Origin of the sequence: Aureimonas sp. SA4125, assembly GCF_019973775.1 — a bacterium.
Lineage (GTDB): Bacteria > Pseudomonadota > Alphaproteobacteria > Rhizobiales > Rhizobiaceae > Plantimonas.
In genome coordinates this window covers 1,952,153-1,976,853 of record NZ_AP025032.1, presented here as the reverse complement: position 1 = coordinate 1,976,853, position 24,701 = coordinate 1,952,153, and the positions used below count along the sequence as shown (strand labels likewise).

The following is a 24,701-nucleotide window of genomic DNA, read 5'->3' as shown; positions in this document are numbered from 1 at the left end:
GGAACTGACCCGGGACAGCGCCTGATTTCCACTGAGATTTGACCCATGTGACCTTTCCCCGAGCGCGGCGAGCGAGGGGACAATGGAGTGATCTACATGGGACTTTTGAACGTCATCCGCCGCTTGGCTTTGCGAGAGAAGCTACCGATCCGAGAGATAGCCAGGCGGACCGGGCTCTCGCGGAACACCATCAAGAAGTATCTGAAGGCCGGCACGATCGAGCCGAAGTTCTCGGTGCCGGAGCGGCCGAGCAAGCTCGACCCGTTCTCCGACAAGCTTGCAGCCTGGCTGAAGGCCGAAGCATCAAAGTCACGTAAGCAGCGCCGGCCTTTGACGCACTTGCATGCAGATCTCGTCGCTCTCGGGTTCACCGGTTCCTACAACCGTGTGGCCGCGTTCGCCCGCGAATGGCTTGCGGAGCGGCAGCGCGAGCAGCAAACGACAGGGCGCGGCATCTTCGTTCCCCTGTCTTTCCGCCCCGGCGAAGCCTTCCAGTTCGACTGGAGCGAGGACCATGCGGTGATCGGCGGCGACCGCACCAGGCTTCAGGTCGCGCATATCAAGCTGGCGCACAGCCGAGTGTTCCTCGTCCGTGCCTATCTGCTCCAGACCCACGAGATGCTGTTTGACGCTCATTGGCACGCCTTCCGCGTCTTCGGCGGCGTGCCTGAGCGCGGCATCTACGACAACATGAGAACGGCGGTAGACCGCGTCGGACGCGGCAAGGAACGCCAGATCAACCTGCGTTTCCTCGCCATGACAAACCACTATGTCTTCAAGCCGGAGTTCTGCAATCCGGCCTCTGGTTGGGAGAAAGGGCAAGTCGAGAAGAACGTGCAGGATGCGCGGCCGCGTCTGTGGCAGCCGATGCCGAACTTTCCCGATCTCGCCACGCTGAATGCCTGGCTCGAGCAGCGTTGTCTGGAGCTCTGGCGGGAGATCCCACATGGCCGTCTTGCCGGGACCGTCGCCGATGTCTGGGCCGAAGAGCAGCCCACCTTGATGTCGCTACCGCCTGCCTTCGACGGGTTCGTCGAGCAGAGCAAGCGCGTCTCGCCTACTTGCCTGATCAGCTTCGAACGCAACCGCTACAGCGTGCCGGCTTCTTTTGCGAACAGGCCCGTCAGCCTCCGTGTCTACCCGGATCGTCTGGTCATTGCGGCCGAGGGGCAAATCTTGTGCGAGCATGAACGGCGGAGGTCGTGTCCGTCAACGTGGTGGAAATTGAGTGTAGCTGAAGCGGCTCCGTTTCAGGCGACTTCGGTGGAAATCTGTTCGGGTTTTGCAGTGTTGCCCATGGCCATGAGGTCGGCCATGGGTTCGGTCTGCATGTAGCGGTTCTGGATCTGCCATTCGTCGTTGGCCTCGAGAAGGACGGCGCCGATGAGCCGGATGATGGATCCCTCGTTCGGGAAGATTCCGACGACGTCGGCACGCCGCTTCACCTCCTTGTTCAGGCGCTCCAGGGAATTCGTCGAATGGATCCGGGTCCGGTGCTGACTGGGAAAATCCATGTGCGCCAGCACGTCGGTCTCGCTGTTGTCGATGAAGGCCCCGAGCTTTGGACACTTTCCCCGAAGCTGGTCGGCGACGTGGCGCAGCGCCTGGCTGGCGCTAGCACGATCGGGCTGGGCGAAGGCTTGGCGCAGCGCGGCCGCCGCCATGCTCTGCTGCGCCTTCGGGACATACGACAGGGCGTTGCGCATCCAATGCACCCGGCAGCGCTGCCAGGAGGCGCTGAACACCCGGCGAATGGCGGCTTTCAGCCCTTCGTGAGCATCCGAGATCACGAGCTTCACGCCGGACAGGCCGCGGCGCACGAGGCTCTTGAGGAAGCTCGACCAAAACGTCTCCGCTTCCGAGGGGCCGATGTGAAGGCCGACGATCTCGCGCTTGCCGTCCGTGTTCACGGCCACGGCGATTATGGCGGCGACCGAAACGATGCGTCCACCCTCGCGCTGCTTCAGGTAGGTCGCATCCAGCCAGAGGTAGGGCCAGTCGCCAGTGAGAGGACGGTCGAGGAAGCCGCCGACGCGTTCGTCGATGTCTTTGCACAGCTTCGATACGGTGCTCTTGCCGATCCCCGACAGCCCCATGGCCTGTACCAGATCGTCGACCCGCCGGGTGGAAACGCCGCTGATCCAAGCTTCCTGAATGACGGCAACCAAGGCCTTCTCCGAGAGCTTTCTCGGCTCCAGGAACGGCGGGAAGTAGCTGCCCTGCCGAAGCTTGGGTATCCGAAGCTGCAACGAGCCGAGCCGCGTGTCGAGCGAGCGGTCGCGGTAGCCATTGCGATAAGTCGCCCGTTCCTGCGTCCGTTCGTGGCGCCCGGCGCCGATCATGCCTTCAACGTCGACCTCCATAAGGAGCTGCATCACGCTCTCGGCTATCGTTCTCAGGAAATCGCCGTCCCCGGCTTTCGCAAAAAGCTCGGCAAGCGGTAGTCTGTCCTCGGTCATCGGGTTCTCCGGTCAGGTTGAAGTCTCGCAACTCCACCTTAGCCGCCCTATCCGGTGACCGCCTCAGCCACACCTTTCAATGTCGGAATTTCCACCACGAGCGCGGACACTACCACGGCGGATCGAGCGATCGCATCATCTGCCGCCGCGAACGATCTACGACTGGCATCATTATCTGGCGGTGATCCAGCGCAAGCCCGGCGCGCTGCGCAACGGTGCTCCTTTCGCTGAACTGCCGTCAGGCTTCCGGCGATTGCAGGATCAGATGTTGCGACGGCCCGGTGGCGATCGCGAGATGGTCGATATCCTTGCCCTGGTCCTGCACCATGATGAGCAGGCGGTGCTGGCCGCAGTGGAGCTGGCACAGAGGTGGTCCCGGTTTTCAGACCATCCAGCGGCGGATTTAGAGTGGAACGCGGTTGTGGTTATGCCGCCAGTTTCTCATCGGCCCAGCTCATCGCATAGGCTTCGTTCGGTGTCGCGTCATGTAGGCTCGAATGCGGCCTCTCGGCATTATAGTAGCTGATCCACGAGCCGATCCCATGCCGGGCTTCGGAGCCCGTCTCGAACGCATTCAGGTAGACGCATTCGTATTTCAACGACCGCCAGAGCCTCTCGATGAACCGATTGTCGATCCAGCGACCTCTGCCATCCATCGAGATCCTGATCCCGGCCGCCTTCAGCTTGTCGGTGAAGTCGGCGCTGGTAAACTGCGAGCCTTGGTCGGAGTTGAAGATCTCCGGTCTGCCGAAGCGGGCCATGGCCTCCTCCAGCGCCTCGATGCAGAAGCCGACGTCCATCGTATTCGACAGCCGCCAGGCCAGCACCTTCCTTGTCGCCCAGTCCATAATCGCCACGAGATACAGAAAGCCTCGCCGCATCGGGATGTAGGTGATGTCTGTGCACCAGACGTGGTTCGGCCGCTCGATCGTCAGTTCCCGCAGGAGATAGGGATAGATCCGGTGCTGCGGGTGCGGCTGGCTGGTTCGCGGCGCCTGGTAGATCGGCGACAGGCCCATCTTGCGCATCAGCCGCCGAACGCGATGACGCCCGACGAGATAACCCTGCCGACGCAGCCAGCGCGCCATCTGCCGAGAGCCATACCATGGCGTCTCCAGGAACTGCTCGTCGATCCGTCGCATCAAAGCGAGGTTCTCGGCGCTCTCGCCCGCGGGCGTGGCGTACAGCGTCGAGCGCGTCAACGACAAAAGACGGCATTGGCGCCGGACGCTGAGACGAGGATGGTCCTTCTCGATGCCTGCCTGCCTTCGATCCCGGCTCATCGACCGAAGGCCTTCTGCAAAAAATCCCGTTCCACAACGAGTTGCCCGATCTTGGCGTGGAGCTTCTCGAATTCCGCATCGCGATCTTGGGCCGTCTCGGCAACGCCGCCCCCGAACGCTGTCGCCATGTTCTCGATGGCCAGGCGCTTCCACTGGCCGACTACATTCGGATGCACCCCGTGCTTCTTCGCCAATTCGGCCAGCGTCAGCTCGCCTCGGATCGCATCCAGCGCGACCTTGGCTTTGAATTCCGCGGAATACCGCGCCCTCTTCGACATGCTCGGATCGTCCTTCTCATCAGGCGATCCACCCTAAATGCTGGTCCGGTTTTCCGGGACCACCTCTCACTGTCAGAGGGGGTCGCCACCAAGACCCACGTGCTCAACATCCTGCACCGTCTGATCGACGGAAAGACGATCGACGGCCCGGCCATCGACACGCCGCAAACGCTGCTGCTGCGCCGAGAGCCCAAGGCCAATGTCGAGCGCTACGACGATTTGCGCGCCCGCAGGAGTGGAGGCCGCCATGCGTCATGATCCCGCCAGCGGCGCCGTCGTCATCATGCTGCGCAGCCTCAAGATGTATGGCATGGCCCAGGCCGTCACCGACCTGATTGAGCAAGGCGCGCCTGCCTTCGAAGCCGCCGTGCCGATCCTGACGCAGCTCCTCAAGGCCGAGATGGCGGAACGCGAGGTGCGCTCGATCGCCTATCACATGAAGGCAGCACGCTTCCCGGCCTACAAGGATCTGGCGGGCTTCGACTTCTCAGCCAGCGAGATCAACGAGGCCACGGTGCGCCAGCTCCATCGCTGCGAGTTCATCGAAGGAATGGAGAATGTCGTGCTGATCGGCGGGCCGGGCACGGGCAAAACCCATGTCGCGACCGCCCTTGGCGTTCAGGCCGTCGAGCATTATCGCCGGAAAGTTCGGTTCTTCTCGACCATCGAACTCGTCAACATGCTCGAACAGGAGAAAGCCAAGGGCAAAGCCGGCCAACTGGCCGAGACCCTCGTCCGTCTCGATCTCGTGATCCTGGACGAGCTTGGATACCTGCCATTCAGTGCCTCAGGCGGTGCGCTGCTCTTCCACCTGCTGAGCAAGCTCTACGAGCGCACCAGCGTCGTCATCACGACCAATCTGAGCTTCAGCGAATGGGCCACCGTCTTCGGCGATGCCAAGATGACCACCGCGCTGCTCGATCGCCTCACACATCGTTGCCACATCCTGGAGACTGGAAATGACAGCTTCCGCTTCAGAGCCAGCACCGACGCCGCCACCCGCAAGAGGAAGGAAAGCGCACATGCCTTGACCCACACATGACCCACTCAGCATAACTCAGAGCCGGGTCAATTCTCGATGGAAAACCCGGGTCAGTTCCGGGTGGAAATCAACAGCTTGCCACCTCGGCGACCCCGTCGGCGTCGGAAGCGGCGAACCTCACGACCCAGTCCTGCAAGGATCGGAGCTCAGCAAGCGTCCTGTCTTTGGCGACCACCGCGTACTGGTAGACCCAGCCTACGCCCGTCGCGTCCGGGCCGAGCGTCGGCGTCACGCCAACAGGAAGGCGACGCCCGGCGGCGTTCAGGAACTCGAGGACCCGGCTGCGGGCGAAGTAGGGATCGGTGCCGTCCTCGAACACGACGTAGACGAAGGACACGCCGAAGAACGAGAAGCCGCGCACGACCTTCGACTTCGGCACCGTCAGCATGGCCGTCGTCAGGGGATAGGTGACCTGGTCCTCGACGACCTGCGGGGCTTGGCCTGGATACTCGGTGTAGACGATGACCTGGACGTCGGAGAGATCCGGGATCGCGTCCAGCGGCAGCGTCTTCAACGCGTAGAGGCCACCCGCGACCGCGAACAGGGTGCCGACGAAGACGAGGACGAGGTTCCTCGCGCTCCATGCTATGACACGCGCGATCACGGCCGTGCCTCCGCCATCGGGGCCGGCCCGTTCGGCTTGGGATCGAGGGCGGACAGGGCCGCCTTGATGTTGCTTTCGGCGTCGATCAGGAAGTTCGCGCCGGTCACCACTCGGTCTCCCGCCTGGATGCCCGTCGTGATCTCAGTCACGTCCGTGCCGCGGGCACCGATCTCGACGGGACGGGGCTCGAAGCGGCCGTCGCCGCGATCGAGGATCACCACCTGTCGCGATCCCGTGTCGAGGATGGCGTCATTCGGAACTGCAACGACTGCACTGCCGACACCTGATTCGATCTCGACATCGGCATACATGTCGGGCAGCAGGAGACCGTCCAGGTTCTCGATCTCGATGCGCACCTTCACCGTCCGAGTCTCGGGCGAGACCTGCGGGTAGACGAGGTCTACGCGGCCGTCGAATGTCTGGCCAGGCAGTCCCCTGAAGGTGCTTCGCGCGGCGTTGCCGAGCCGGAGGACTCCGACCTCGCGCTCGGGCACGTCTGCGACGAGCCACACCCGCGAGACGTCGGCGAGACGGAAGAGGACGTCTCCCGCCTCGGTCATCATGCCGTCGACGGCCGCCCGTTCTAGGATGAGACCGTCCCTAGGCGCCGTCCAGGTCATGGAAGGCGGGACCTTACCCGTCCGCTCCATTTCCGTGATTGCCCCCTCCGGGACGCCGAGGTTGCGGAGCTTCAGGCCCGCTCCGCCCGACCTAGCTGCTCCCCCGCTCTTGAGCTCGATCACGTACTGCGCGCCGGCAGCGGCCATCTCTGGCGAGTAGAGGCGCACCAGCGGCTGCCCCTTCCGAACGGCCGCACCCGTGGTTACGTCGGCGACCTCCTCCACGAAGGCGTCGGCCCGCGTAGTGACGACAGAGACCATCCGTTCGTCGAGCTTCACCACGCCCGGCACCCGCAGCGGCCGACCGACGACCTGCCGGGACACGAGCTCGGAGCGGACCCCCGTTCTCTGGAGCCGCCCCGGGGAGACGGTGACGACGCCCTCCTCTTCCTCCGGACCGTCGTAGACGGGGATGTAGTCCATTCCCATCGAATCCTGGACTTGCCCCGGAAAAGTGGAGAGTTCTCAATGAGGCATGAGGAACTCCATGGCGAAGACACAGCGACGATTTACGAAGGAATTCGAGGAGGAAGCCGTCCGTCTGGTTGAGACGAGCGGCCGGACGCAGCGCGAGATCGCGGAGGACCTTGGCGTTGGGCTATCGACACTGCGGCGCTGGATCGACAAGCGGCGCGACGCCTTGATAGAAAGCCCGCCTCCCGACCGCGTCGAGGACATGGCTGCGGAGATGAAGCGGCTGCGGCGGGAGAATGAGATCCTTCGTCAGGAGCGTGGCATCCTGAAGAAGGCGATGGCTTTTTTCGCCCGGGAGGGAAGTCGGTGAGGTTCGAACTCATCGATGCGGCGAAAGAAGAATTCCCCGTCCAGCGTCTCTGCAAGGTCCTCGGCGTCAGCTCGAGCGGCTATTTTGCATGGAAGGATCGACCGGCCTGCCGCCGGCAGCAGCGCGACATGGTGCTTCTGGCGCATGTCCGCTCGGCGTTTCGGTTGTCGAACGGCACCTATGGGAGTCCTCGCATGCGGCATGAACTCCAGGCCGAGGGGATCGCTATCGGGCGCCGTCGGACAGCGCGCCTGATGCGCGAGAACGGCCTCAAGGCCCGGCAGAAGCGGCGGTTCAAGCGAACGACGGACAGCCTGCACGCCTTCCCGATCGCGCCGAACCTCCTTGATCAGGACTTCGCGACCGAACGCCGGGACGAGAAGTGGGGAGCCGACATCTCCTATGTTTGGACGCGAGAGGGCTGGCTGTATCTCGCCGTCGTCATCGACCTGTTCGCCCGGCGCGTCGTCGGCTGGGCCGTCAGCGATCGTCTACACAAGGAGTTGGCTCTCGAGGCGCTCCGCAAGGCCCTCGTCCTGCGCCGCCCGAAAACCGGCCTGATCCATCATTCTGACCGCGGCAGCCAATATTGCTCGATCGACTATCAGGCCGAGCTACGCAGGTACGACGTGCTGATCTCGATGTCCGGCAAGGGCAACTGCTATGATAATGCGATGGTCGAGACCTTCTTCAAGACGTTGAAATCCGAGCTGGTCTGGCGCACCGTCTTCCAGACCAGGACCGAGGCGAAGGCGGCCATCGGCCGCTACATCGACAGCTTCTACAACCCCGTCCGGCGCCATTCCGCGCTCGACTTCATCAGCCCCGTCCAGTTCGAACGACTGGCCGCCGCGTAATCAAAACGCTCTCCACTAAAAGGGGGCAAGTCCATCCTTCTTCGGCACCGGCGAGGTGTCTGGAAGGCCCATCGGGTTGCGGTAGGAGCGAACCTTCCTGTCTGAAGCCGCGAGAGGTCCCGGCGTGGTGATCACGGGCGAGACCGCTGGAGAGGCCGTCGATGCGGCGCTCGCTCCGTCGTCGCGGACGGCAATGAAATCCCGCCCGTCGTCCGTCCTCTTCGGCGAGGCTGAGTAGCTTGGCTTCCCGTCGGGATCCCGCCAGTAGAGGACGCGCCTGAGTTCCGCGGCGACGACGGGCGTCGACGGCATCTCCGCGGCCATCGCACGCTCCAGCGGGACTGGTGCGTCCACCGAAATGCCAAGCATCTCCTCGAGCTGGATAACCGTCACTCCGGCCTGCCCTGCCCAATAGCCTCCGGCCCCCGCCGCCGAGACGGCGACGAGGGCGAGGACGACAAACGCCGCTCGCATCACTCGGTCGCCTGGAGGACGACTTCGTTCTTCAAGGTGCCGTCCTCGCCCTGGACCTTGGCCCCGAGCGAGATCCGCCATCCGCCGTCCATGACGAGCGCGACCTTGAAGCGGTAGACACCGGGTTCGTCCGACGGCACCGCTTCGATCGGCGTCGTCATCGTCTCCATCCCGTCGGGCGCCATGTCGGCACGCGTCTCGAAGACGACGGCGTCGGGGACAGCCCTGCCCGTACGCTTGTCGACGAGCCGAACCGCCACTACGGCGTCCTTCCCGGACTTCACTTTGCTCTCCACGAGCTGGAACTCGTAGTCGGTCATTGCCGCAAGAGCGGACGAGCCGAACCCAAGCGACGACAGGCCTGCGACGGTCGCCGCGGCGACGCGCATGCTGGTCTTCTTCATGATCTCACTTCCTGATCGATCCCGTCCGCGGTCTGGCCTGCGGCGGGGTGGCGAAACGCCATGTCTCAGCATCGATGCGGACTGCTCCGCACCGTTTGCACGACGCTGCACGTCGGCTGATCGATCAGTTTTTTGGAGGACGGGGGGGAGGCTCGGGGCCGAGCGACGCGAGCACCGCGCTCACGGTAGGCCGTCCCAGGTCTTGGCGAACAGGAGCCACGAAGATGCCGGCATCTGCGGATGCCGCAGCAGGGACACACTGCTGCGCGCAGGTCGCCATGGTCGGGCACGCCGACTTGTCGCATCCGGTCGACGGCTTCGGCACATCGTTCGGGCAGCATGGCATCTCGTCGGCCACTTCCCCGGGCGACATACCGGGCATCTCAGCCATAACAGGGGCACCTGCGCTCATGGCAACGGCCCCACCGAACGGCATCGATGCCAAAGCGAGCAAGATCGTAAAGGCGAAAAGCCGAAAAAGGATGGGACGGAGGATCACGACGTCATTCTGCCACAGCCTATGCCGCCGGGGAAGCGGCGATGCAACATCATGGCTTTCTGGCTGAGCCGCCCCGAGGCACGCAAATGGCTTCACTTCAACGAGGCGCCCTTAGTTCGGTGAGACGGCCGTGCGATGAAGAGAGCCAGTGCGGGAACGACGATCCACTGGACGAGGGGTGAAACGCCGATCTCCAGCGGCGTGACGGTCGGCATAAGATCGGAGTAGGCCCAGCTTTGACGAACCGAAACGTTCAGCCATTCGCTGAAGGCGGTGTAGCCGAGCCCGACGGTCATGGTCACCGCGGCCACGCGCCGGAACCGCATCTCCGGCCAGCGCTCGGCCTTCAAGACGATCAGGGCGGCCCATATGGAAGCCGAGGCAATGAGAACGTCGCCGCCAAGACAATGCAATCCGGCGAAGGCGATCTCAGCCCAGGGAGCCTGCCAGACTGTGTAGAGCGGCATCTGCGCGAATTCCCATACCAGGTTCGCGAGGACCGTCGCGCCGAGGTATCGACGGAATGCTCGCAGCCATCCGTCGTCCTGCATCCCACATTTCCTTCCAAAAGAGGTCGACCACTTGGTCAGGAAGGCCCTTGACCTTACCACCTGGCAATGCCGCATGGATGTTTCTGAAGAGCGGGTTCGTCCGAAAGACGGCCGCACATGCTTCTGCCGAGCCATCCTGGATCACCATCATACCGCGATGTGAGGGGGAAGATGGCTCGTTTGTTTCTGGATGGGTCCCCTGCCCCACCCAGAGACCGTCCGCAGGACTGACGGTGTCGAACTCGGCCTTCGAGCCAACGACGAAGGAAGCCGTGGTCCTGGACCTCTAGGAGACCGACATGTCGACGACAGCCCAAACTCCTTCGCACGATCACTCAGGCCACGGTCCGTCAGGCGCGAAGGGCCGTGGCCTCGACGGCCGCTCGCACGCTTCCACCACCGCAACCACCGACCCCGTCTGTGGCATGACCGTCGACCCAGCGACGGCACAGCATCGAACGCGCCATCTCGGGGAGACCTACTTCTTCTGCTCGGAAGGATGCCAGACGAAGTTTCAGGCCGAGCCGGATCGGTTCATCCACACCCGCGAGAGGCCGAAGGTGGCCGTGCAGCCGGACGCGATCTACACCTGCCCGATGCATCCGCAGATCCGTCAGGTCGGACCCGGAAACTGCCCGATCTGCGGGATGAGCCTCGAGCCGGAGACCGTCACCGGCAAGGAGGGCCCGAGCGAAGAGCTTCACGACATGACGCGGCGGTTCTGGGTCGGGCTCGCCCTGTCCGTTCCCGTCGTCATCCTCGAGATGGGCGGGCATTTCCTCGGTCTCGATCGCTTCGTGGCCCCTGCGACGTCGAACTGGATCCAGCTCCTTCTGGCGACACCCGTGGTCCTATGGGCGGGGTGGCCGTTCTTCGTCCGGGGATGGAACTCGGTCGTAGCCCGCTCCCTCAACATGTTCACGCTGATCGCGATGGGCACCGGAGTGGCGTGGCTCTACAGCATCGTGGGAACGGTGGCACCCGGCATCTTCCCTGACACGTTCCGAGGCCATGGCGGGACCGTTGCCGTCTACTTCGAGGCGGCAGCCGTCATCACGGTCCTCGTCCTCCTCGGGCAGGTGCTCGAACTTCGTGCCCGGGAGAAGACTTCCGGCGCCATCAAGGCCCTCCTCGACCTCGCGCCAGCCACGGCACGCAGGATCGGCAAGGACGGAAGCGAGGAGGAAGTCGAACTCGACCAGATCGCCGTCGGCGACCGCCTGAGGATCCGACCCGGTGACCGGGTGCCCCTCGACGGGGAGGTTCTCGAGGGGCGCTCGAACGTCGACGAGTCCATGGTCACGGGTGAGCCACTGGCCGTCGCCAAGACGACCGGCGGCAAGGTCATCGGCGGCACGCTGAACGGCCAGGGCAGCTTCGTCATGCGCGCCGAGAAGGTCGGCGCGGATACCATGCTGGCGCAGATCGTCCAGATGGTCGCGAAGGCGCAGCGGTCCCGGGCGCCGATCCAGCGACTTACAGACATCGTCTCGGGCTGGTTCGTACCCGCCGTCATCCTGATCGCCCTCGCTGCCTTCGGCGCATGGGCAGTCTGGGGACCCGAGCCGTCCATGGCCTACGGCCTCATCGCCGCGGTCAGCGTCCTCATCATCGCATGCCCATGCGCCCTCGGGCTCGCGACGCCGATGTCGATCATGGTCGGGATTGGGCGAGGCGCCGAACTCGGCGTCCTCATCAAGAACGCCGAGGCACTCGAGCGGATGGAGAAGGTCGACGTCCTCGTCGTCGACAAGACCGGGACACTCACCGAGGGACGGCCCAAGGTGACCGTCATCCAGCCTGCGGAAGGTTTTACCGAGAGCAATCTCCTTCACCTCGCGGCAAGCCTTGAACAGTCCAGCGAGCATCCGCTTGCGGCCGCAATCGTTGCCGCCGCAAAAGAGCGAAACATTCCCCTCTCCGCCGTCGATGACTTCGACAGCCCGACGGGCAAGGGCGTCGTAGGTGTCGTGGACGGTCGCAAGATCACGCTGGGCAATGCCCGGTTCCTCCAAGAACTCGGGGTCGACGTCTCCGCAATCGAAGAGCAGGCCGATCGGCTGCGCGGCGATGGAGCAACCGCGATCCTCGCCGCGGTCGATGGCAAGCCGGCTGGTGTCCTCGCCATCGCCGACCCCGTGAAGGCAACGACGAAGGCGGCCATCACGGCGCTGCATGAAGCCGGGATCCGGATCGTCATGCTGACTGGCGACAACCGCACGACGGCGGAGGCCGTGGCACGAACGCTCGGGATCGACGAGGTCGAGGCGGACGTGCTGCCCAAGGACAAGGGCGACATCGTCGCCAAGCTGCGTGCCGAGGGAAAGGTCGTCGCGATGGCAGGAGACGGCGTCAACGATGCGCCCGCGCTGGCGGCCGCGGACGTCGGGATCGCCATGGGCACCGGGACGGACGTGGCAATGGAAAGTGCCGGCGTCACCCTTTTGCGCGGCGACCTCATGGGCATCGTCCATGCGCGCAAGCTCAGTCAGGCGACGATGAGCAACATCCGGCAGAACCTCTTCTTCGCCTTCGCCTACAACGCGGCGGGCGTCCCGGTGGCAGCCGGGGTCCTCTTCCCGCTGACCGGGCTTCTCCTGTCGCCCATCATCGCCGCGGCGGCAATGGCGCTCTCCTCCTTCAGCGTCATCGTCAACGCCCTTCGGCTCCGGTTCGCCAAGATCTGACTAATCCCGCGGGTACCCGAGCCGACCGAGGAGCCTTTCCCGGAGCGGCGCGTCGTACCCAAGAAATTCGGCAAGCCATCGGAGCACTCATGAGAGCCTCCGAACCAACGCCGGAGACCGGTCCCAGTGGCCGGGCAACAAGGAGAATACCCATGAACAAGTTTTTGAGCGTCGTTGCCGCACTGGCGATCCTGCCCTTCGGCTCAGCTCTCGCACAGGACGCGGCCACGCCCGCGATGCCAGTGGAGAAGATCGCCCTGCCCGCAGCCTGCGAGGCCGCAGCGGGCTCGATGGACATGTCCAAGATGATGGGCGGCATGGACGGGATGTCGGGCATGATGTCCGGCGGTGGCATGATGGAAGGCGCACCGAAGGCCAACATGCAGGCGATGATGGGCATGCATGCACCCATGATGAAGGCCATGATGATCAAGGACCCGGACCTTGCCTTCAACTGCGGGATGATCGTCCACCACATGGGCGCGATCGCCATGTCCAAAGTCGAGATCGAGATGGGCAAGGACGAGGCGTCCAAGAAGCTGGCGGAGACGATCATCGCCGCGCAGGAAAAGGAGATTGCCGACATGACCGCGTGGGTGGAGAAGAACGCGAAGTAGCCTCCACTCTGTCAGAAATTGCAGAAGGGCAGGCCTCGGGGCTTGCCCTTCTCGCTTGCTTCCATGCAGCCCGCCGACAGCATACCTCCTTGGTACCGCTGATGATGACTCAGCTCCATCGAAACGGGGTTCGTCCCGGCGGGCATCGACACACCCGGCTCGATTCCCGGAAAGGGGGCGAGCCAGGCATGCAATCAGGCCGCTATCTTCTCGTTGGGATACCCGGCGGACCTGATCGCATCCGCGATGCTGTCCTCACTGGCGGCGCTGTCGACGGATACCGTGCCGGACGGCAGGTCGATGTTGACCGTGGCAACAGGATCGACAGCTTTCACGGCCTTCTGCACCGTCGAGGCACAGTGGCCGCAGTTCATCTTCTCGACTTTCAGCTTCAGCATGTTCGGCTCCTTTCGTTTCGATGACCGGAAGGTGGGGCTTCCCAGCGTTGGAAGGTCAAGGGGTGCGACGGGCGCTGATTGCGTCGAATCCTCCCGCCTTCCGCGCGGCCCCGGACGGGTGCGGATCGGCCGCGGACGCCAGATCGCGTATGATGGGGCAATCGGGCCGGTCGTCCCCATGGCAGTGCTCCGCGAGATCGCGAAGCGTGGTCGCCATCTCCTGGAGCTGGCGCATGCGCGCCTCTAGCTCCTCGACATGCCGGAGCGCCAACCGCTTCACGTCGGCGCTTGCGCGGTTCCTGTCCCCCCACAGGCCGAGAAGGTCCTTGATCTGTTCGACCGAGAAGTTGAGGTCCCGCGCCCTTCGGATGAACCGAAGCGTCGACACGTCGGCGGCCGAGTACACGCGGTAACCCGAGACCGCCCGCTCCGCCGCAGCGATGAGGCCGATGGTCTCGTAGTAGCGGATCATCTTGGCGCTCACGCCCGACGCCTTCGCCGCTTCGCCGATGTTCATGTCCGTGTCTCCACCCCGGTGAGAGCCGCCCGGGCTCCGGTCCTGTGACCCGTCCCATTCGGCGCCCCTTCCGCGAACGGTGGCTCGAACAGCCGCAGACGCAGCGCGTTCCCGAGCACGAAGACGCTCGAGAGCGCCATGGCGCCCGCGGCGAGGACCGGGGACAGGAGGATCCCGGTGAACGGGTAGAGCGCCCCAGCGGCGACCGGGATCAGGACGACGTTGTAGCCAAACGCCCAGAAGAGGTTCTGCCGGATGTTGGCGATGGTCGACTTCGAGATCGCGATCGCGTTCACGACGCCCATCAGGTTGCCGGACATCAGGACGACGTCCGCGCTCTCGATGGCGACGTCGGTCCCGGTGCCGACGGCAAGCCCGGTGTCCGCCTCGGCCAGCGCGGGCGCGTCGTTGATGCCGTCGCCGACGAAGGCGACGTTGCGGCCACCCTCCCGCAGCCGCTTCACTGCGTCGACCTTGCCCTCTGGCAGCACCTCGGCGACGACCTCGTCGATCCCGAGCTGCGCCGCGATGGCGTCGGCGGTACGCTTGTTGTCTCCCGTGATCATCGCGACCCGCAGACCCATCTTGTGGAGCGCACGCACGGCGGCCGCCGAACTCGGCTTCACTGGATCGGCGACGGCGACCATGGCGGCGAGCCGACCGTCGACGGCAGCGTAGAGAGGCGACTTGCCCTCCCGTCCGAGACGTTCCGCATCCGAGGCGAAGGCGACGATGTCGAGCCCGAGCCGCGCCATGAAGCGGTCCGCGCCGACGGCGACCGCCCGTCCCGCGACGGAGGCCTGCGCGCCGTAGCCAGGAACAGCCTCGAAGCCTTTCGGCACCAGTCGCTCGAGGTCCTCGCGATCGGCGGCGGCGACGATGGCGGCGGCGATCGGATGCTCGGAGCGCGACTCGACGGCGGCCACCAGGGCCAGCACCTCGGCGCGGTCGAAGCCTTCCGCAACGACGAGGTCCGTCAGTTCCGGCCGTCCCTCCGTCAGCGTCCCTGTCTTGTCGAGCGCGACGACGTCCGCGTCCCGCAGCGTCTGGAGGGCCTCCCCCTTCCGGAACAGGACGCCGATCTCGGCCGCGCGTCCCGTCCCGACCATGATCGACGTCGGCGTGGCGAGGCCCATGGCGCAGGGGCAGGCGATGATGAGCACGGCCACCGCGTTGACGAGGGCGAAGGCCAAGGCGGGATCCGGACCGAAGAACAGCCAGACAAGGAAGGTCGCCGCGGCCGCAGCCATGACCGCCGGCACGAACCATTGGGTCACGCGGTCGACGGCCGCCTGGATAGGCAGCTTGCCGCCTTGGGCGGTTTCCACGAGCTTGATGATCTGCGCCAGCATCGTGTCGGCACCGACCTTCTCGGCCCGGTACGTGAAGCTGCCGTTGCCGTTGATCGTGCCGCCGGTGACGAAGGCGCCGTCCGCCTTCTCGACGGGGACGGGCTCGCCCGTGATCATGGACTCGTCGACGAACGAGGCTCCCGACAGGACTGTCCCGTCCACGGGAATCCTTTCCCCTGGACGAACCTCGACCCGGTCGCCGACGATGACGGCGCCGAGATCGATATCGACCGTTTGTCCCTCGCGCTCGACCCGCGCGGTCTTCGGCTGGAGACCGACGAGGCGCTTGATCGCCTCGCTCGTGCGCCCCTTCGCCCGCGCCTCCAGAAGCCGTCCAAGCAGGATCAACGTCACGATCACGCTGGCCGCCTCGTAGTAAACGTTCGCCGTTCCGGCTGGCAGGACCGCCGGCCAGAAGGTCGCGACGACGGAGTAGGCGTAGGCGGCGCTGGTGCCGACGACGACCAGGGAGTTCATGTCGGGAGCCAGGCGCAGGAGCGCTGGAACGCCCTTCCGGAAGAAGCGGAGCCCGGGGCCGAACAGGACGGCCGTCACCAGGACGAACTGGAGGACTCGGCTCTGCCATTCGCCGATCGTGTCCATGACGAACATGTGGATCGCCGGCACGAGGTGTGACCCCATCTCGACCGCGAAGACCGGGAGCGTCAGGATCGCCGCGATCGCGAGGTCTCGCTTCAGACGGGCGTATTCCCGCTCCTTCTCCTTCGCGCGGATGTCGCCGGCGTCCTCTGCGGCTCCAACCCTCGCGGGCTCGTAGCCAGCCTTGCGCACTGCCGCTTCGATCGAGGAAAGGTCGGTCCCTGCGACAGCCGTAACGCTCGCCCGTTCGGTCGCGAGGTTCACGCTGGCGCTCGAGACGCCGGCTACGGCGACGATCGCCTGCTCGACACGCCGGACGCACGAAGCGCAGGTCATGCCCCGAACCTCGATCTCGAACATGTCGGAGCGGACCTCGTAGCCCGCGGACCGGATGGCGGCCACGACGGAGCCCGCATCCCCGGCCTGGACATCGAGCGAAACGTCGGCCCGTTCAGTGGCGAGATTGACGTTGGCGGACACGACGCCCGGGACGGCGGCGATCGCCTGCTCAACACGTCGGACGCAGGATGCGCAGGTCATGCCCTCGACGGGGAAGGAGATGGAAACGGCAGGCGACATTTCTGTGCCCGCCAGCGAGGCGATCTGGTTCATCGAAGTGGCTCCGTTGGCCGTTTCGACGAAGGTGGGGCTTCCCACCATGGGAAGGTCAACGGGGGCAGGAGCGATTTCGGAAGCATCGCTTCGGCGTCGCGTCGATCGGTGCGGCTTAGGTACCAACGACCACCAGCTTGCGTGATCCTGGTACAGCCGAGTCCTGTTCGGCTGCTCCCAATTCAGGAAGCATAGTCAGGCTTGAACGGGCTGATTTTAGTTTAGCCCGACAAGCGGTCAGCCGCAGTGGTGCTCAGCTTGCACAACTCACGCGTCTGATGGCGCAGGAGGTCACTTGCTTCCTTGAAGGACGAGCACGCTTCAAGCTGCACGGCCTGCAACAATCGCTTCCAGATCGCGGACAACGTCATCAAAATCCTCTGACTCTCCGTTCGCGATTTGATCCCGGCCTCTTCTGACTGCAAGGATTTCAGCGCCCTCGCGCAGAAGGTATTGGCGCATGGCACGAACCATGACCCAGCTACGCGTCCGTTCTGTTGTCTCCGCGATAGCCTCAATATCCGACAGGACGTCTACGGGGAGACGGATTGCGATTGGGTCGGACAACTCGATCTTGCTCATGAAAGCCTCCATTGTAATACGCCGTACAGCAAAGACTGAGTTCTGTCGCAAGACGCCTTCCAGAAGTGCGGAGGCCAGCCTGTGACCACGGCCACTCGTCGAACGGACTCTGCCGGGTCCGGCAGCCATCGCGTATGGACGCCGAGCACGACTTCGGATAAGTTCGCGGCCGACATGATTTGCGAAACCACCCTCACGGCGACACTGAAGGGGCTGCTCCTTGCGGCCTTGATGTGCTTTGCGTTGGTGTATTCGCAGGTCGTTCATGCGGGCGTCCCGGCTGCGATCTCCGTCAGCGCCATGCAGGATGCCGCGTCGAGCAGCGATGATCACGGCTCGGCGAAGGCTCACCAGCACGCATCCCAGTCCGACGACGGCGACGCCGATCATCCGACGGGCAAGTCCGACGGCAACTGCTCGACGCATTGCCCGTCTGTGTTCGGCATCAACGGCAACGCGTCCAATTCCGTCCGCGCCAGCATGCCCGCGGAACTGATCGTGACCGAAACGCGCCTCGATGGCGTCCCCGTTCCCGCCGACCAAAGACCTCCCAGAACCTGACCTGACACGGCTACGCCGATGGCGTAGCCGCATGCGCCCTGCGTCCCCTATGGACGTGTGACCGCATCCGATCACCGGAACCCCCGTGCGTCGCAGGACGCGTCCGGGCTCCGCGTCGTTGTCCCATGACAGGGCTCCGGCCCCGGCAAGAAGCCGGGCGTAGCCTGTCCGTCGTCAGGTCCATCCCACATGCATCGCATCTTCGCGGTCGGCTTGCCCGGCTTGCTTCTGGCCGGCTGCGCGGGCCAGCCTATCGGCTTGACCGATCTGGCTGCCTACACCTCGGCCGCCGATCCCGGTGTACGCACGGCTGAGGCCGGCTACAGCAACGTCATCGGCGCCTACACGCCGCGGAATCCCGTTTCCCCGAACGGGTGGCGGGGAACGGGCGTCGAGGTGGCGCCGCTCGCCTCTCCGACGCCGGAAGCCTCGCCCGAGAAACCCGGCTCCGATACGGAGCGGACCAAGTGATCGCGCTCCTCCTGAAGAGAGTGGCGGTCGTCACGCTTCCCCTGTTGGTTTCTGGCTGTGTCTCCGCAGACGGCGGCTTCGAGCCACAGTTCGGATTCGACCGGGTATCGCAGGAAACAACCGCGAAGCTCGGCAAGGAAACCGTCTGGATCCAGGACCGGAATGCGTCGGGCCATGTGAGAAGCCGCGTCCGGTCGCTGGTCCAGAACAAAACGATCAGCGCCGACACTGCGGTCCAGGTGGCTCTGCTCAACAATCGCGGCCTCCAGGCTGCCTATGCCGAGGTTGGGATTGCCACCTCCGATCTCTGGCAGGAGGGGCTGGGCGTCAATCCGCGCATCGGCATCACCGCAAGTAGGCTCGGTGTCGCCCGAACGATCGAGGGCGTCATTTCCGCGAACATCGTCTCGCTCATCACCCGCGAGCGGCGTCTCGACGCTGCGGCTGCCAAGGTCGCGGAAGCGCAGCTCGGATCGGTCGAGAAGACGCTGGCGGTCGCGGCGGAAGCGCGGACCGCGTGGATCGAGGCGGCCTCGGCCTGGGAACAGGTCGCGTACCTCAACCGGGCCAAGGCCTCGGCCGACGCGGCGGCGGAACTAGCCTCTAAGCTCGGTGGCACCGGCGCGATGACGAAGGCCGACCAAGCTCGCGAGCAGGTCCTCTATGCAGAACTCACCGGGCGCACCGCCGAGGCGCGTCTTGCGGCGCGGCTCGCCAAGGAGCGGCTCGTGCGCGTCATGGGGGTCTATGGCCAGGAACTCGACTTCGAGGTCCCGAACACGCTTCCGAACCTTCCGAGAAACGTGCGAACCCGCAACGACATCGAGGCGGAGGCCTTGCGCAACCGCGTCGATCTCCGGCTGGCGAAGATCGAGTTGGAGGCACTGGCAACGTCGTACGGGCTGACCAAGGCAACCCGCTACGTCTCCGATCTGGAACTCGGCGCCGGTCTCGAGGTCGAGCAGGAGATCACCGAGAACGAAGATGGATCCACATCGAAGAAGGACGTCACGTCCGGGATTGTGGAACTCGCCTTCGAGATCCCCATCTTCGACTCCGGCCAGGCGCGGTTGCGCAAGGCCGAATTCGGCTACATGCGCGCCGCCAATCTCTTGGCTGAGAAGGCGGTCAATGTCAGGAGCGAAGCCCGGTCGGCATACCAGGCCTATCGCTCCAGCTACGACATCGCGCGGCACTACCGTTCCAGCGTGCTGCCGCTGCGCAAGCTCATCGAGGATGAAGGTCTCCTCACCTATAACGGCATGATCACCAACACCTTCGACCTGCTGACCGATACACGGGAGCGGATCAATTCAACCACGCAGTCGCTGAACGCCAAGCGCGCGTTCTGGCTCGCCGAGGCGGGCCTGACATCGGCCATCTATGGCGGCGGAGAAACCCCTTCCGGGTCTGGCGCCATGGTCGCCGATGCCGGCGGCGACGAGTGATCGAGAGGAACGGGAAAATGGTTTCGAGAAGAGCATTCGTCGGTGCCGGCGCTGCCCTCGCGGGCGTCGCCGCCTGGTCCAAGACGTCCGCCATGTCGTTGCCGGACGCCCCGATCATGGAGGACGCATCCACGCAGCCGCCGCTCGCTCCGTCGGCGGGCCCGGACTACAACCCCGTCGTCACGCCCAACGGCTGGACCCTGCCGTTCCGCATGAACAACGGCTGGAAGGAGTTCCACCTGATCGCGGAGCCCGTCGAGCGCGAGATGGGCGAAGGAATGACGGCCTACCTCTGGGGCTACAACGGTCAGTCCCCGGGGCCCACGATCGAGTGCGTCGAGGGCGACAAGGTTCGCATCTTCGTCACGAACAGGCTGCCCGAGCACACGACGATCCATTGGCATGGCATGCTTCTGCCCTGCGGCATGGACGGCGTCGGTGGCCTGACCCAGCCTCATATCAAGTCGGGCAAGACCTTCGTCTACGAGTTCGTCATGCAGAAGAGCGGGACGTTCATGTACCACCCGCACGCCGACGAGATGCTTCAGATGGCGATGGGGATGATGGGCTCCTTCGTCGTGCATCCGAAGGACCCGACCTTCATGCCCGTCGACCGGGACTTCGTCTTCCTGCTCTCGGCCTACGACATCGATCCTGGCACTTATGTGCCCCGTGTCATGGAGATGACCGACTTCAATATGTGGACGATGAACACTCGGGTGTTCCCGAACATCGATCCGCTGCCGATCGGGCTGAACGAGCGCGCCCGGGTTCGCGTGGGCAACCTCACGATGACTAACCACCCAATCCACATGCACGGCTACGACTTCTCGGTGACTTGCACCGATGGCGGCTGGGTGCGTCCGGAGGCGCGCTGGCCCGAGGTCACAATCGACATTCCAGTCGGCGCCATGCGGGCCTTTGAGTTTGACGCGCATGTTCCCGGGGATTGGGCGCTCCACTGCCACAAGTCGCATCACACGATGAACGCCATGGGACATGACGTCCCGACCTTCATCGGCGTCGACAAGACGAGCGTCGCCAAGAAGATCCGCCAGCTCCAGCCCGACTACATGCCGATGGGCACGAAGGGCATGGCGGACATGGGCGAGATGTCGATGCCCATCCCCGACAACACCATCCCTATGATGACGGGGTGGGGCCAGTTCGGCCCGCTCGAGATGGGCGGCATGTTCACCGTGGTGAAGGTCCGCGAGGACCTTGCCAAGGGCGACTACTCCGATCCCGGCGAGTATGAGCATCCCCCGGGCACCGTTGCCTACGAGTGGACGGGCGAGCTCCCCATGGCCGCCAAGGCTCCCGATGCGCCCGTGAAGACCGGGTCGCTCGAGCAGAAGTCCGCGACGCCCGCGAAGGCGTCGGACCACTCCGGCCACTGAGCCGGTCACATCCCCGAAGACTGACAAGAGGAAGAACGATGTCGAGAATGATGATGACTGCCGCTGTCGGGCTGTCGCTGATGGCGGGCCCGGCCTTCGCGACCGGAAGCCATGCCGGAGGCCATGACGAGATGGCCGTCGGCAAGCCCGGCAAGGCCGCCAAGGCGAGCCGCACCGTCAAGATCTCCATGAAGGAGACCGACGACGGCAGGATGCTCTACGAGCCCTCGCAGATCGTCGCCAAGAAGGGCGAGACGATCCGGATCGTCGTCACGAACACGGGCGAGACGGATCACGAGTTCATCCTGGACGAGATGGCCAAGAACGCCGAGCACAAGAAGCTCATGGAGAAGTTCCCGGAGATGGAACACGAGGATCCGAACGCGCTGCGGCTGGCGCCCGGCAAGTCCGGCGAGATCGTCTGGACGTTCTCCAACCCGGGCGAGTTCGAGTTCGCCTGCCTCATTCCCGGCCATTACGAGTCCGGCATGCACGGTCCCGTGAAGGTCTCGGGCTGAATCCGCAACCACATTAAGGAGTGACACAATGAAGAAGACATCCATGTTTGCCGCCGTCGCGGCCCTCGCCCTCGGCCTTGCGGCTCCTGCCCTTGCGGCGGAGTACACCAAGGGCGAGATCACTAAGGTCGACGAGAAGGCCAAGAAGATCACGATCAAGCACGGCGAGTTGAAGAACCTCGAGATGCCGGCGATGACGATGGTCTTCGCGGTTGCCGACAACTCCATGGTCGAGAAGGCCAAGGTCGGCCAGAAGGTTGAGTTCGTCGCCGAGCGCGTGAAGGGCAAGATTACCGTCGTCGAGATGAAGTGACGACCTGGCGGCGGGACGCAAGTCCCGCCGCCACCCCGACGACACAGGCATCGCCGCGGTTATCGCGCCCGGCAGGAAGAAACGCATATGGTGGCCATCGATGGGGCGAGCGGCAATCCGGCAAGGATCATGTTCGAAGTCGAGCACAAGAGCGAGCTGAGAACCGCCCTTTGGCGCTTCGTCACCCTCGCGGTATTCGCCTTCTCCGTGGCGCTCGAACCGGACGGGGGCAGCCATCCCGTCCACCTCCTCCTCCTCATGTCCTATGCTGCGACCTCGATCATGGCGATCGGGCTTGTCGCCTTGGACCTCTATCGACCTTGGATGAACTGGGTCTACGTCGCTGTGGATGCCGCGCTGGTGGTGTACCTCGCGGCCGAGCACATGTTCATGCAGGGTGTCGGGATCGGCGAAGCCGTCTCGACTCCGAGCCTCGCCATCGCCTTCGTTCTCCTGGCGCACGCAGGCCTCAGGATGCGGGCCGGGACGGTGGCTGCCTTCGCCGCGATCGTTTCGCTCGGCACTGCCGCCGCTGCGGCTGCGTCCATGCTGTTCGGCCCGAACGCCGGGCTTCCTCCGCTCGACGATCTTCGAGACGCGGGCGTACGGGCCATCGCCTTCCTTGCCGTCGCGGTGTTCCAGGTCATGCTTGCAATGGATATCCGCCGCGTAGTCGTGACGGCCGTATCGAGTACGTCAGAAAGAGAGAACCTCGCTCGATTTTTCGCGCCAAGCACGGCGGAACGGATCGCGACCGACGGGTTCCAGATCGGCCTTGTGCGGCGCGAGGCAGCGGTTTTGTTCGTCGACATCCGCGGCTTCACGGGCCTTGCCGAGACGATGTCGCCCGAGGACCTTGGGGTCCTACTCGCGCTGTACCGCAATCGCGTCGTCGACGCCGTCGGCCATTGGGAGGGCACGATCGACAAGTTCATGGGCGATGGGGTCATGGCAGTCTTCGGGCTCGACGAGTCCCGGTCAGCCGATGCCGAACGGGCTTTCAACTGCGCCTGCCAGCTCGTGACCAGGCTCGAAGCCTGGAGCGAGTCGAGGGTGAAAGCCGGAGCCGAGCCGATGGCCTTCGGCATTGGCCTGCACTTCGGCCCTGTCGTCGGCGGCGTCGTGGCGGGGGGCGCGCACGGCGAACACACCGTCCTCGGCGACACGGTGAACCTTGCCGCACGCCTCCAGTCCATGTGCAAGGTCCTCTCGGCGCGGCTGGTCGTTTCCGGGGCCGTGCTGGACCGACTGCCGCCGGCGGCGCTGGGGGAGACGTGGCGCAGGCGCCGGCAGGTGGAGGTGCCGGGCCGGGTCGAGCCCGTCGACGTCGCGTTCCTGCCGTCGGGAGTCCTTTACTGAGGATGCGTAGGTTGGCCTTGGCTTGGCTTTCGCGCGGCGGTGCGATCAAAACTGACTTGAGGAGACGGAGCATGCCGAAGAACCGTTGGGAGATCCCGGCAGAGATCGATCGCCCGCGCTACTCATTGGTGCAGATACTCCTCCACTGGGCCGTCGTTGGGCTCGTGACGGTGCAGTGGCTGACGTACGACGCGATCGCCAGAACCCACTCGTCCCTGATGCGTCCGAAGCCCGTCGACCTTCTCGAGCACTCCATCCACACTTGGGCGGGGATCTTGATCGGCGTTCTCATGGTGGGGCGCCTCGGACTGCGCATCCATCGTCGACGGACAGTCCCGCGCGTCGAATGGAAGGACCGAATTGCCGCCCTGGTCCATTCCGGCCTCTACATGGCCCTGCTGGCCCAAGCGGCCACAGGGTTCGTAACCCGCTACCTCTGGGGCGGAGCCGGACTTGCCCACGTCTGGATCTGGAAGGCCATCCTGGCCCTCCTGGTGCTGCACGTCCTCGGTGCGATTTACCATCTCGTCCGGCGAGACGGCGTCTTCGGGCGCATGCTTCCCGGATCGCAAGCGACCACGATCGGACCCTGAGGTAAGGGAGCCACGGGTGTGACCAACAGTCTCGCCGTCATGACCAACCCAGCTACCCACTGAGGCTACGATCAACTTCGGAAGCTTATCCTGCATGAGCGCACTCAACTTGAAACAAGCCGGCTGGACTGACACGACGCGACGGGTGAACGGCATCATGCTCCATGTGGTCGAGGCTGGTCCGCGGAACGGACCCTTGCTCATCCTTCTCCACGGCTTTCCCGAGTTTTGGTGGGCCTGGCGCCATCAGATCACTCCGCTGGCGGATCAGGGTTACCATGTCGTTGTTCCGGACATGCGCGGCTATAACGAAAGCGAGGCTCCGCAGGAGGTCTCGGCATACCAACTCGATATTCTCGCCATGGACGTTGTAGCGCTGGCCGATGCCTACGGCGCCGGTCGTTTTCGTTTGGTCGGCCACGGTTGGGGCGGCGTTGTCGCTTGGTGGGTAGCCGCAAGGCACCGCCAGGGGCTGGAGCGTGTCGTCATTATTGGCGCGCCGCATCCCGATGTCTGGGGCACGAAGACCCTCGCGTACCGAGTTCATGCGCTTCGCAGCTTCTATTTCGCATTCTTTCAGTTTTCGCGTCTCCCTGAGGCGAACGCTCCGGGCGTTCGACTTCGCGATCCTCAGAGGTGCGCTTCAGGGCAGCGCCTGCGCAGGCACGTTTGTGCCGGTAGCGATCGACCGCTACGCGAAAGCTTGGGCGCATCGCGGCTCCCTCACCGCCATGCTGAACTACTATCGAGCTTTGAGGGAACGAGAAGCCACCGGAGGTCGTGTCCGTCAACGTGGTGGAAATTGAGTGTAGCTGAAG

23 protein-coding genes and 4 pseudogenes are annotated in these 24,701 nt (G+C 64.5%); 15 read left to right on the top strand and 12 right to left on the bottom strand.

The genetic code is table 11. The features are described from left to right. Nucleotides 1–96: 96 nt before the first annotated feature. A pseudogene (gene istA, locus Sa4125_RS09180) lies at nucleotides 97–1,188 on the top strand (IS21 family transposase); the annotation flags it as partial. A gap of 62 nt (nucleotides 1,189–1,250) precedes the next feature. Here the strand turns inward: istA and Sa4125_RS09175 are convergent. Continuing rightward, on the bottom strand, nucleotides 1,251–2,459 hold the full coding sequence (locus tag Sa4125_RS09175) for an IS256 family transposase (RefSeq protein ID WP_223998301.1): 1,209 nt from the start codon (nucleotides 2,457–2,459) through the stop codon (nucleotides 1,251–1,253). A gap of 115 nt (nucleotides 2,460–2,574) precedes the next feature. On the opposite strand from Sa4125_RS09175, the pseudogene Sa4125_RS09170 reads away from it, so the two are divergent. Beyond that, nucleotides 2,575–2,823 (top strand): annotated as a pseudogene (locus Sa4125_RS09170) (IS21 family transposase); the annotation flags it as partial. 61 nt (nucleotides 2,824–2,884) lie between these two features. Here Sa4125_RS09170 and Sa4125_RS09165 read toward each other — a convergent pair. Further along, nucleotides 2,885–4,020 (bottom strand): IS3 family transposase gene (locus tag Sa4125_RS09165; RefSeq protein WP_223998800.1). Its coding sequence is split into 2 segments (ribosomal slippage): nucleotides 2,885–3,753 and nucleotides 3,753–4,020, totalling 1,137 coding nucleotides; the frame shifts between segments, so codons are not numbered across the junction. A 63-nt stretch (nucleotides 4,021–4,083) separates the two neighbouring features. Between Sa4125_RS09165 and Sa4125_RS09160 the strand changes: the two are divergent. Beyond that, nucleotides 4,084–4,278 (top strand): annotated as a pseudogene (locus Sa4125_RS09160) (IS21 family transposase); the annotation flags it as partial. After that, nucleotides 4,268–5,062 carry an IS21-like element helper ATPase IstB gene (gene istB, locus Sa4125_RS09155; protein ID WP_223998982.1) on the top strand — a complete coding sequence of 265 codons (795 nt, stop codon included), beginning with the start codon at nucleotides 4,268–4,270 and terminating at the stop codon, nucleotides 5,060–5,062. The pseudogene Sa4125_RS09160 and the gene istB, both read left to right, overlap by 11 nt. A gap of 73 nt (nucleotides 5,063–5,135) precedes the next feature. On the opposite strand, the pseudogene Sa4125_RS09150 reads toward istB, so the two are convergent. Beyond that, nucleotides 5,136–5,666 (bottom strand): annotated as a pseudogene (locus Sa4125_RS09150) (efflux RND transporter permease subunit); the annotation flags it as partial. Further along, the gene (locus Sa4125_RS09145; RefSeq protein ID WP_345944325.1) at nucleotides 5,663–6,709 is read right to left on the bottom strand and encodes an efflux RND transporter periplasmic adaptor subunit; all 1,047 of its coding nucleotides are present in this window, start codon (nucleotides 6,707–6,709) and stop codon (nucleotides 5,663–5,665) included. The gene Sa4125_RS09145 and the pseudogene Sa4125_RS09150, both read right to left, overlap by 4 nt. 64 nt (nucleotides 6,710–6,773) lie before the next feature. Between Sa4125_RS09145 and Sa4125_RS09140 the strand changes: the two genes are divergently transcribed. Then, nucleotides 6,774–7,927, top strand: a protein-coding gene (locus Sa4125_RS09140; protein WP_223999062.1) for an IS3 family transposase whose coding sequence is annotated in 2 segments (ribosomal slippage) — nucleotides 6,774–7,038 and nucleotides 7,038–7,927 — 1,155 coding nt in all. Because the reading frame shifts where the segments join, the coding sequence is not laid out codon by codon here. Nucleotides 7,928–7,942: 15 nt separating this feature from the next. On the opposite strand, the gene Sa4125_RS09135 is transcribed toward Sa4125_RS09140, so the two are convergent. The 3 genes from Sa4125_RS09135 to Sa4125_RS09125 form a co-directional block, all read right to left on the bottom strand. Beyond that, on the bottom strand, nucleotides 7,943–8,401 hold the full coding sequence (locus tag Sa4125_RS09135; protein WP_224006233.1) for a hypothetical protein: 459 nt from the start codon (nucleotides 8,399–8,401) through the stop codon (nucleotides 7,943–7,945). Next, a complete protein-coding gene (locus Sa4125_RS09130; protein ID WP_224006230.1) occupies nucleotides 8,401–8,805 on the bottom strand; it encodes a FixH family protein in 405 nt (134 codons plus the stop codon). Before Sa4125_RS09130 ends, Sa4125_RS09135 begins: the two co-directional genes overlap by 1 nt. Before the next feature lie 591 nt (nucleotides 8,806–9,396). Continuing rightward, a complete protein-coding gene (locus Sa4125_RS09125) occupies nucleotides 9,397–9,855 on the bottom strand; it encodes a hypothetical protein (RefSeq protein ID WP_224006227.1) in 459 nt (152 codons plus the stop codon). Nucleotides 9,856–10,154: 299 nt separating this feature from the next. Between Sa4125_RS09125 and Sa4125_RS09120 the strand changes: the two genes are divergently transcribed. Next, a complete protein-coding gene (locus Sa4125_RS09120) occupies nucleotides 10,155–12,542 on the top strand; it encodes a heavy metal translocating P-type ATPase (RefSeq protein ID WP_275967465.1) in 2,388 nt (795 codons plus the stop codon). Nucleotides 12,543–12,694: 152 nt separating this feature from the next. Continuing rightward, nucleotides 12,695–13,159, top strand: coding sequence for a DUF305 domain-containing protein (locus Sa4125_RS09115; protein ID WP_224006224.1), 465 nt, complete (start codon nucleotides 12,695–12,697; stop codon nucleotides 13,157–13,159). Nucleotides 13,160–13,353: 194 nt separating this feature from the next. On the opposite strand, the gene Sa4125_RS09110 is transcribed toward Sa4125_RS09115, so the two are convergent. From Sa4125_RS09110 to Sa4125_RS09095, 4 genes are all read right to left on the bottom strand, one after another. Beyond that, a complete protein-coding gene (locus Sa4125_RS09110) occupies nucleotides 13,354–13,557 on the bottom strand; it encodes a heavy-metal-associated domain-containing protein (RefSeq protein ID WP_224006221.1) in 204 nt (67 codons plus the stop codon). Between the two features lie 55 nt (nucleotides 13,558–13,612). Then, nucleotides 13,613–14,074 carry a Cu(I)-responsive transcriptional regulator gene (gene cueR / locus Sa4125_RS09105; protein WP_224006218.1) on the bottom strand — a complete coding sequence of 154 codons (462 nt, stop codon included), beginning with the start codon at nucleotides 14,072–14,074 and terminating at the stop codon, nucleotides 13,613–13,615. Beyond that, nucleotides 14,071–16,605 (bottom strand): heavy metal translocating P-type ATPase, encoded by a 2,535-nt coding sequence (locus Sa4125_RS09100; protein WP_224007686.1) that lies wholly within the window; start codon nucleotides 16,603–16,605, stop codon nucleotides 14,071–14,073. The genes cueR and Sa4125_RS09100 overlap by 4 nt, the downstream gene beginning before the upstream one ends. A gap of 354 nt (nucleotides 16,606–16,959) precedes the next feature. Then, entirely contained in the window at nucleotides 16,960–17,220 is a 261-nt protein-coding gene (locus Sa4125_RS09095) for a ribbon-helix-helix protein, CopG family (protein ID WP_224006213.1), read from the bottom strand. A gap of 81 nt (nucleotides 17,221–17,301) precedes the next feature. Between Sa4125_RS09095 and Sa4125_RS09090 the strand changes: the two genes are divergently transcribed. The 8 genes from Sa4125_RS09090 to Sa4125_RS09055 all read left to right on the top strand — a co-directional run bounded on the left by Sa4125_RS09090 (nucleotide 17,302) and on the right by Sa4125_RS09055 (nucleotide 23,883). Continuing rightward, complete coding sequence (locus Sa4125_RS09090; RefSeq protein WP_224006210.1) at nucleotides 17,302–17,781, top strand: hypothetical protein; 480 nt, start codon at nucleotides 17,302–17,304, stop codon at nucleotides 17,779–17,781. Between the two features lie 189 nt (nucleotides 17,782–17,970). After that, nucleotides 17,971–18,252, top strand: a complete 282-nt coding sequence (locus Sa4125_RS09085) for a hypothetical protein (protein ID WP_224006208.1) — start codon at nucleotides 17,971–17,973, stop codon at nucleotides 18,250–18,252. Further along, complete coding sequence (locus Sa4125_RS09080; protein ID WP_224007683.1) at nucleotides 18,252–19,700, top strand: TolC family protein; 1,449 nt, start codon at nucleotides 18,252–18,254, stop codon at nucleotides 19,698–19,700. Before Sa4125_RS09085 ends, Sa4125_RS09080 begins: the two co-directional genes overlap by 1 nt. Before the next feature lie 17 nt (nucleotides 19,701–19,717). After that, nucleotides 19,718–21,100, top strand: a complete 1,383-nt coding sequence (locus Sa4125_RS09075; protein WP_224006204.1) for a copper oxidase — start codon at nucleotides 19,718–19,720, stop codon at nucleotides 21,098–21,100. Between the two features lie 38 nt (nucleotides 21,101–21,138). Further along, nucleotides 21,139–21,618 (top strand): cupredoxin family protein, encoded by a 480-nt coding sequence (locus tag Sa4125_RS09070; RefSeq protein WP_224006201.1) that lies wholly within the window; start codon nucleotides 21,139–21,141, stop codon nucleotides 21,616–21,618. Between the two features lie 28 nt (nucleotides 21,619–21,646). Beyond that, complete coding sequence (locus Sa4125_RS09065; protein WP_224006198.1) at nucleotides 21,647–21,931, top strand: copper-binding protein; 285 nt, start codon at nucleotides 21,647–21,649, stop codon at nucleotides 21,929–21,931. Between the two features lie 87 nt (nucleotides 21,932–22,018). Then, nucleotides 22,019–23,290, top strand: coding sequence for an adenylate/guanylate cyclase domain-containing protein (locus Sa4125_RS09060; protein ID WP_224006195.1), 1,272 nt, complete (start codon nucleotides 22,019–22,021; stop codon nucleotides 23,288–23,290). Nucleotides 23,291–23,361: 71 nt separating this feature from the next. After that, nucleotides 23,362–23,883: a cytochrome b/b6 domain-containing protein gene (locus Sa4125_RS09055; RefSeq protein WP_224006192.1), complete on the top strand. Its 522-nt coding sequence runs from the start codon at nucleotides 23,362–23,364 to the stop codon at nucleotides 23,881–23,883. Between the two features lie 85 nt (nucleotides 23,884–23,968). Here the strand turns inward: Sa4125_RS09055 and Sa4125_RS24135 are convergent, their stop codons facing one another. Next, nucleotides 23,969–24,430 carry a hypothetical protein gene (locus tag Sa4125_RS24135; RefSeq protein WP_228748757.1) on the bottom strand — a complete coding sequence of 154 codons (462 nt, stop codon included), beginning with the start codon at nucleotides 24,428–24,430 and terminating at the stop codon, nucleotides 23,969–23,971. Between the last annotated feature and the right edge of the window lie 271 nt (nucleotides 24,431–24,701).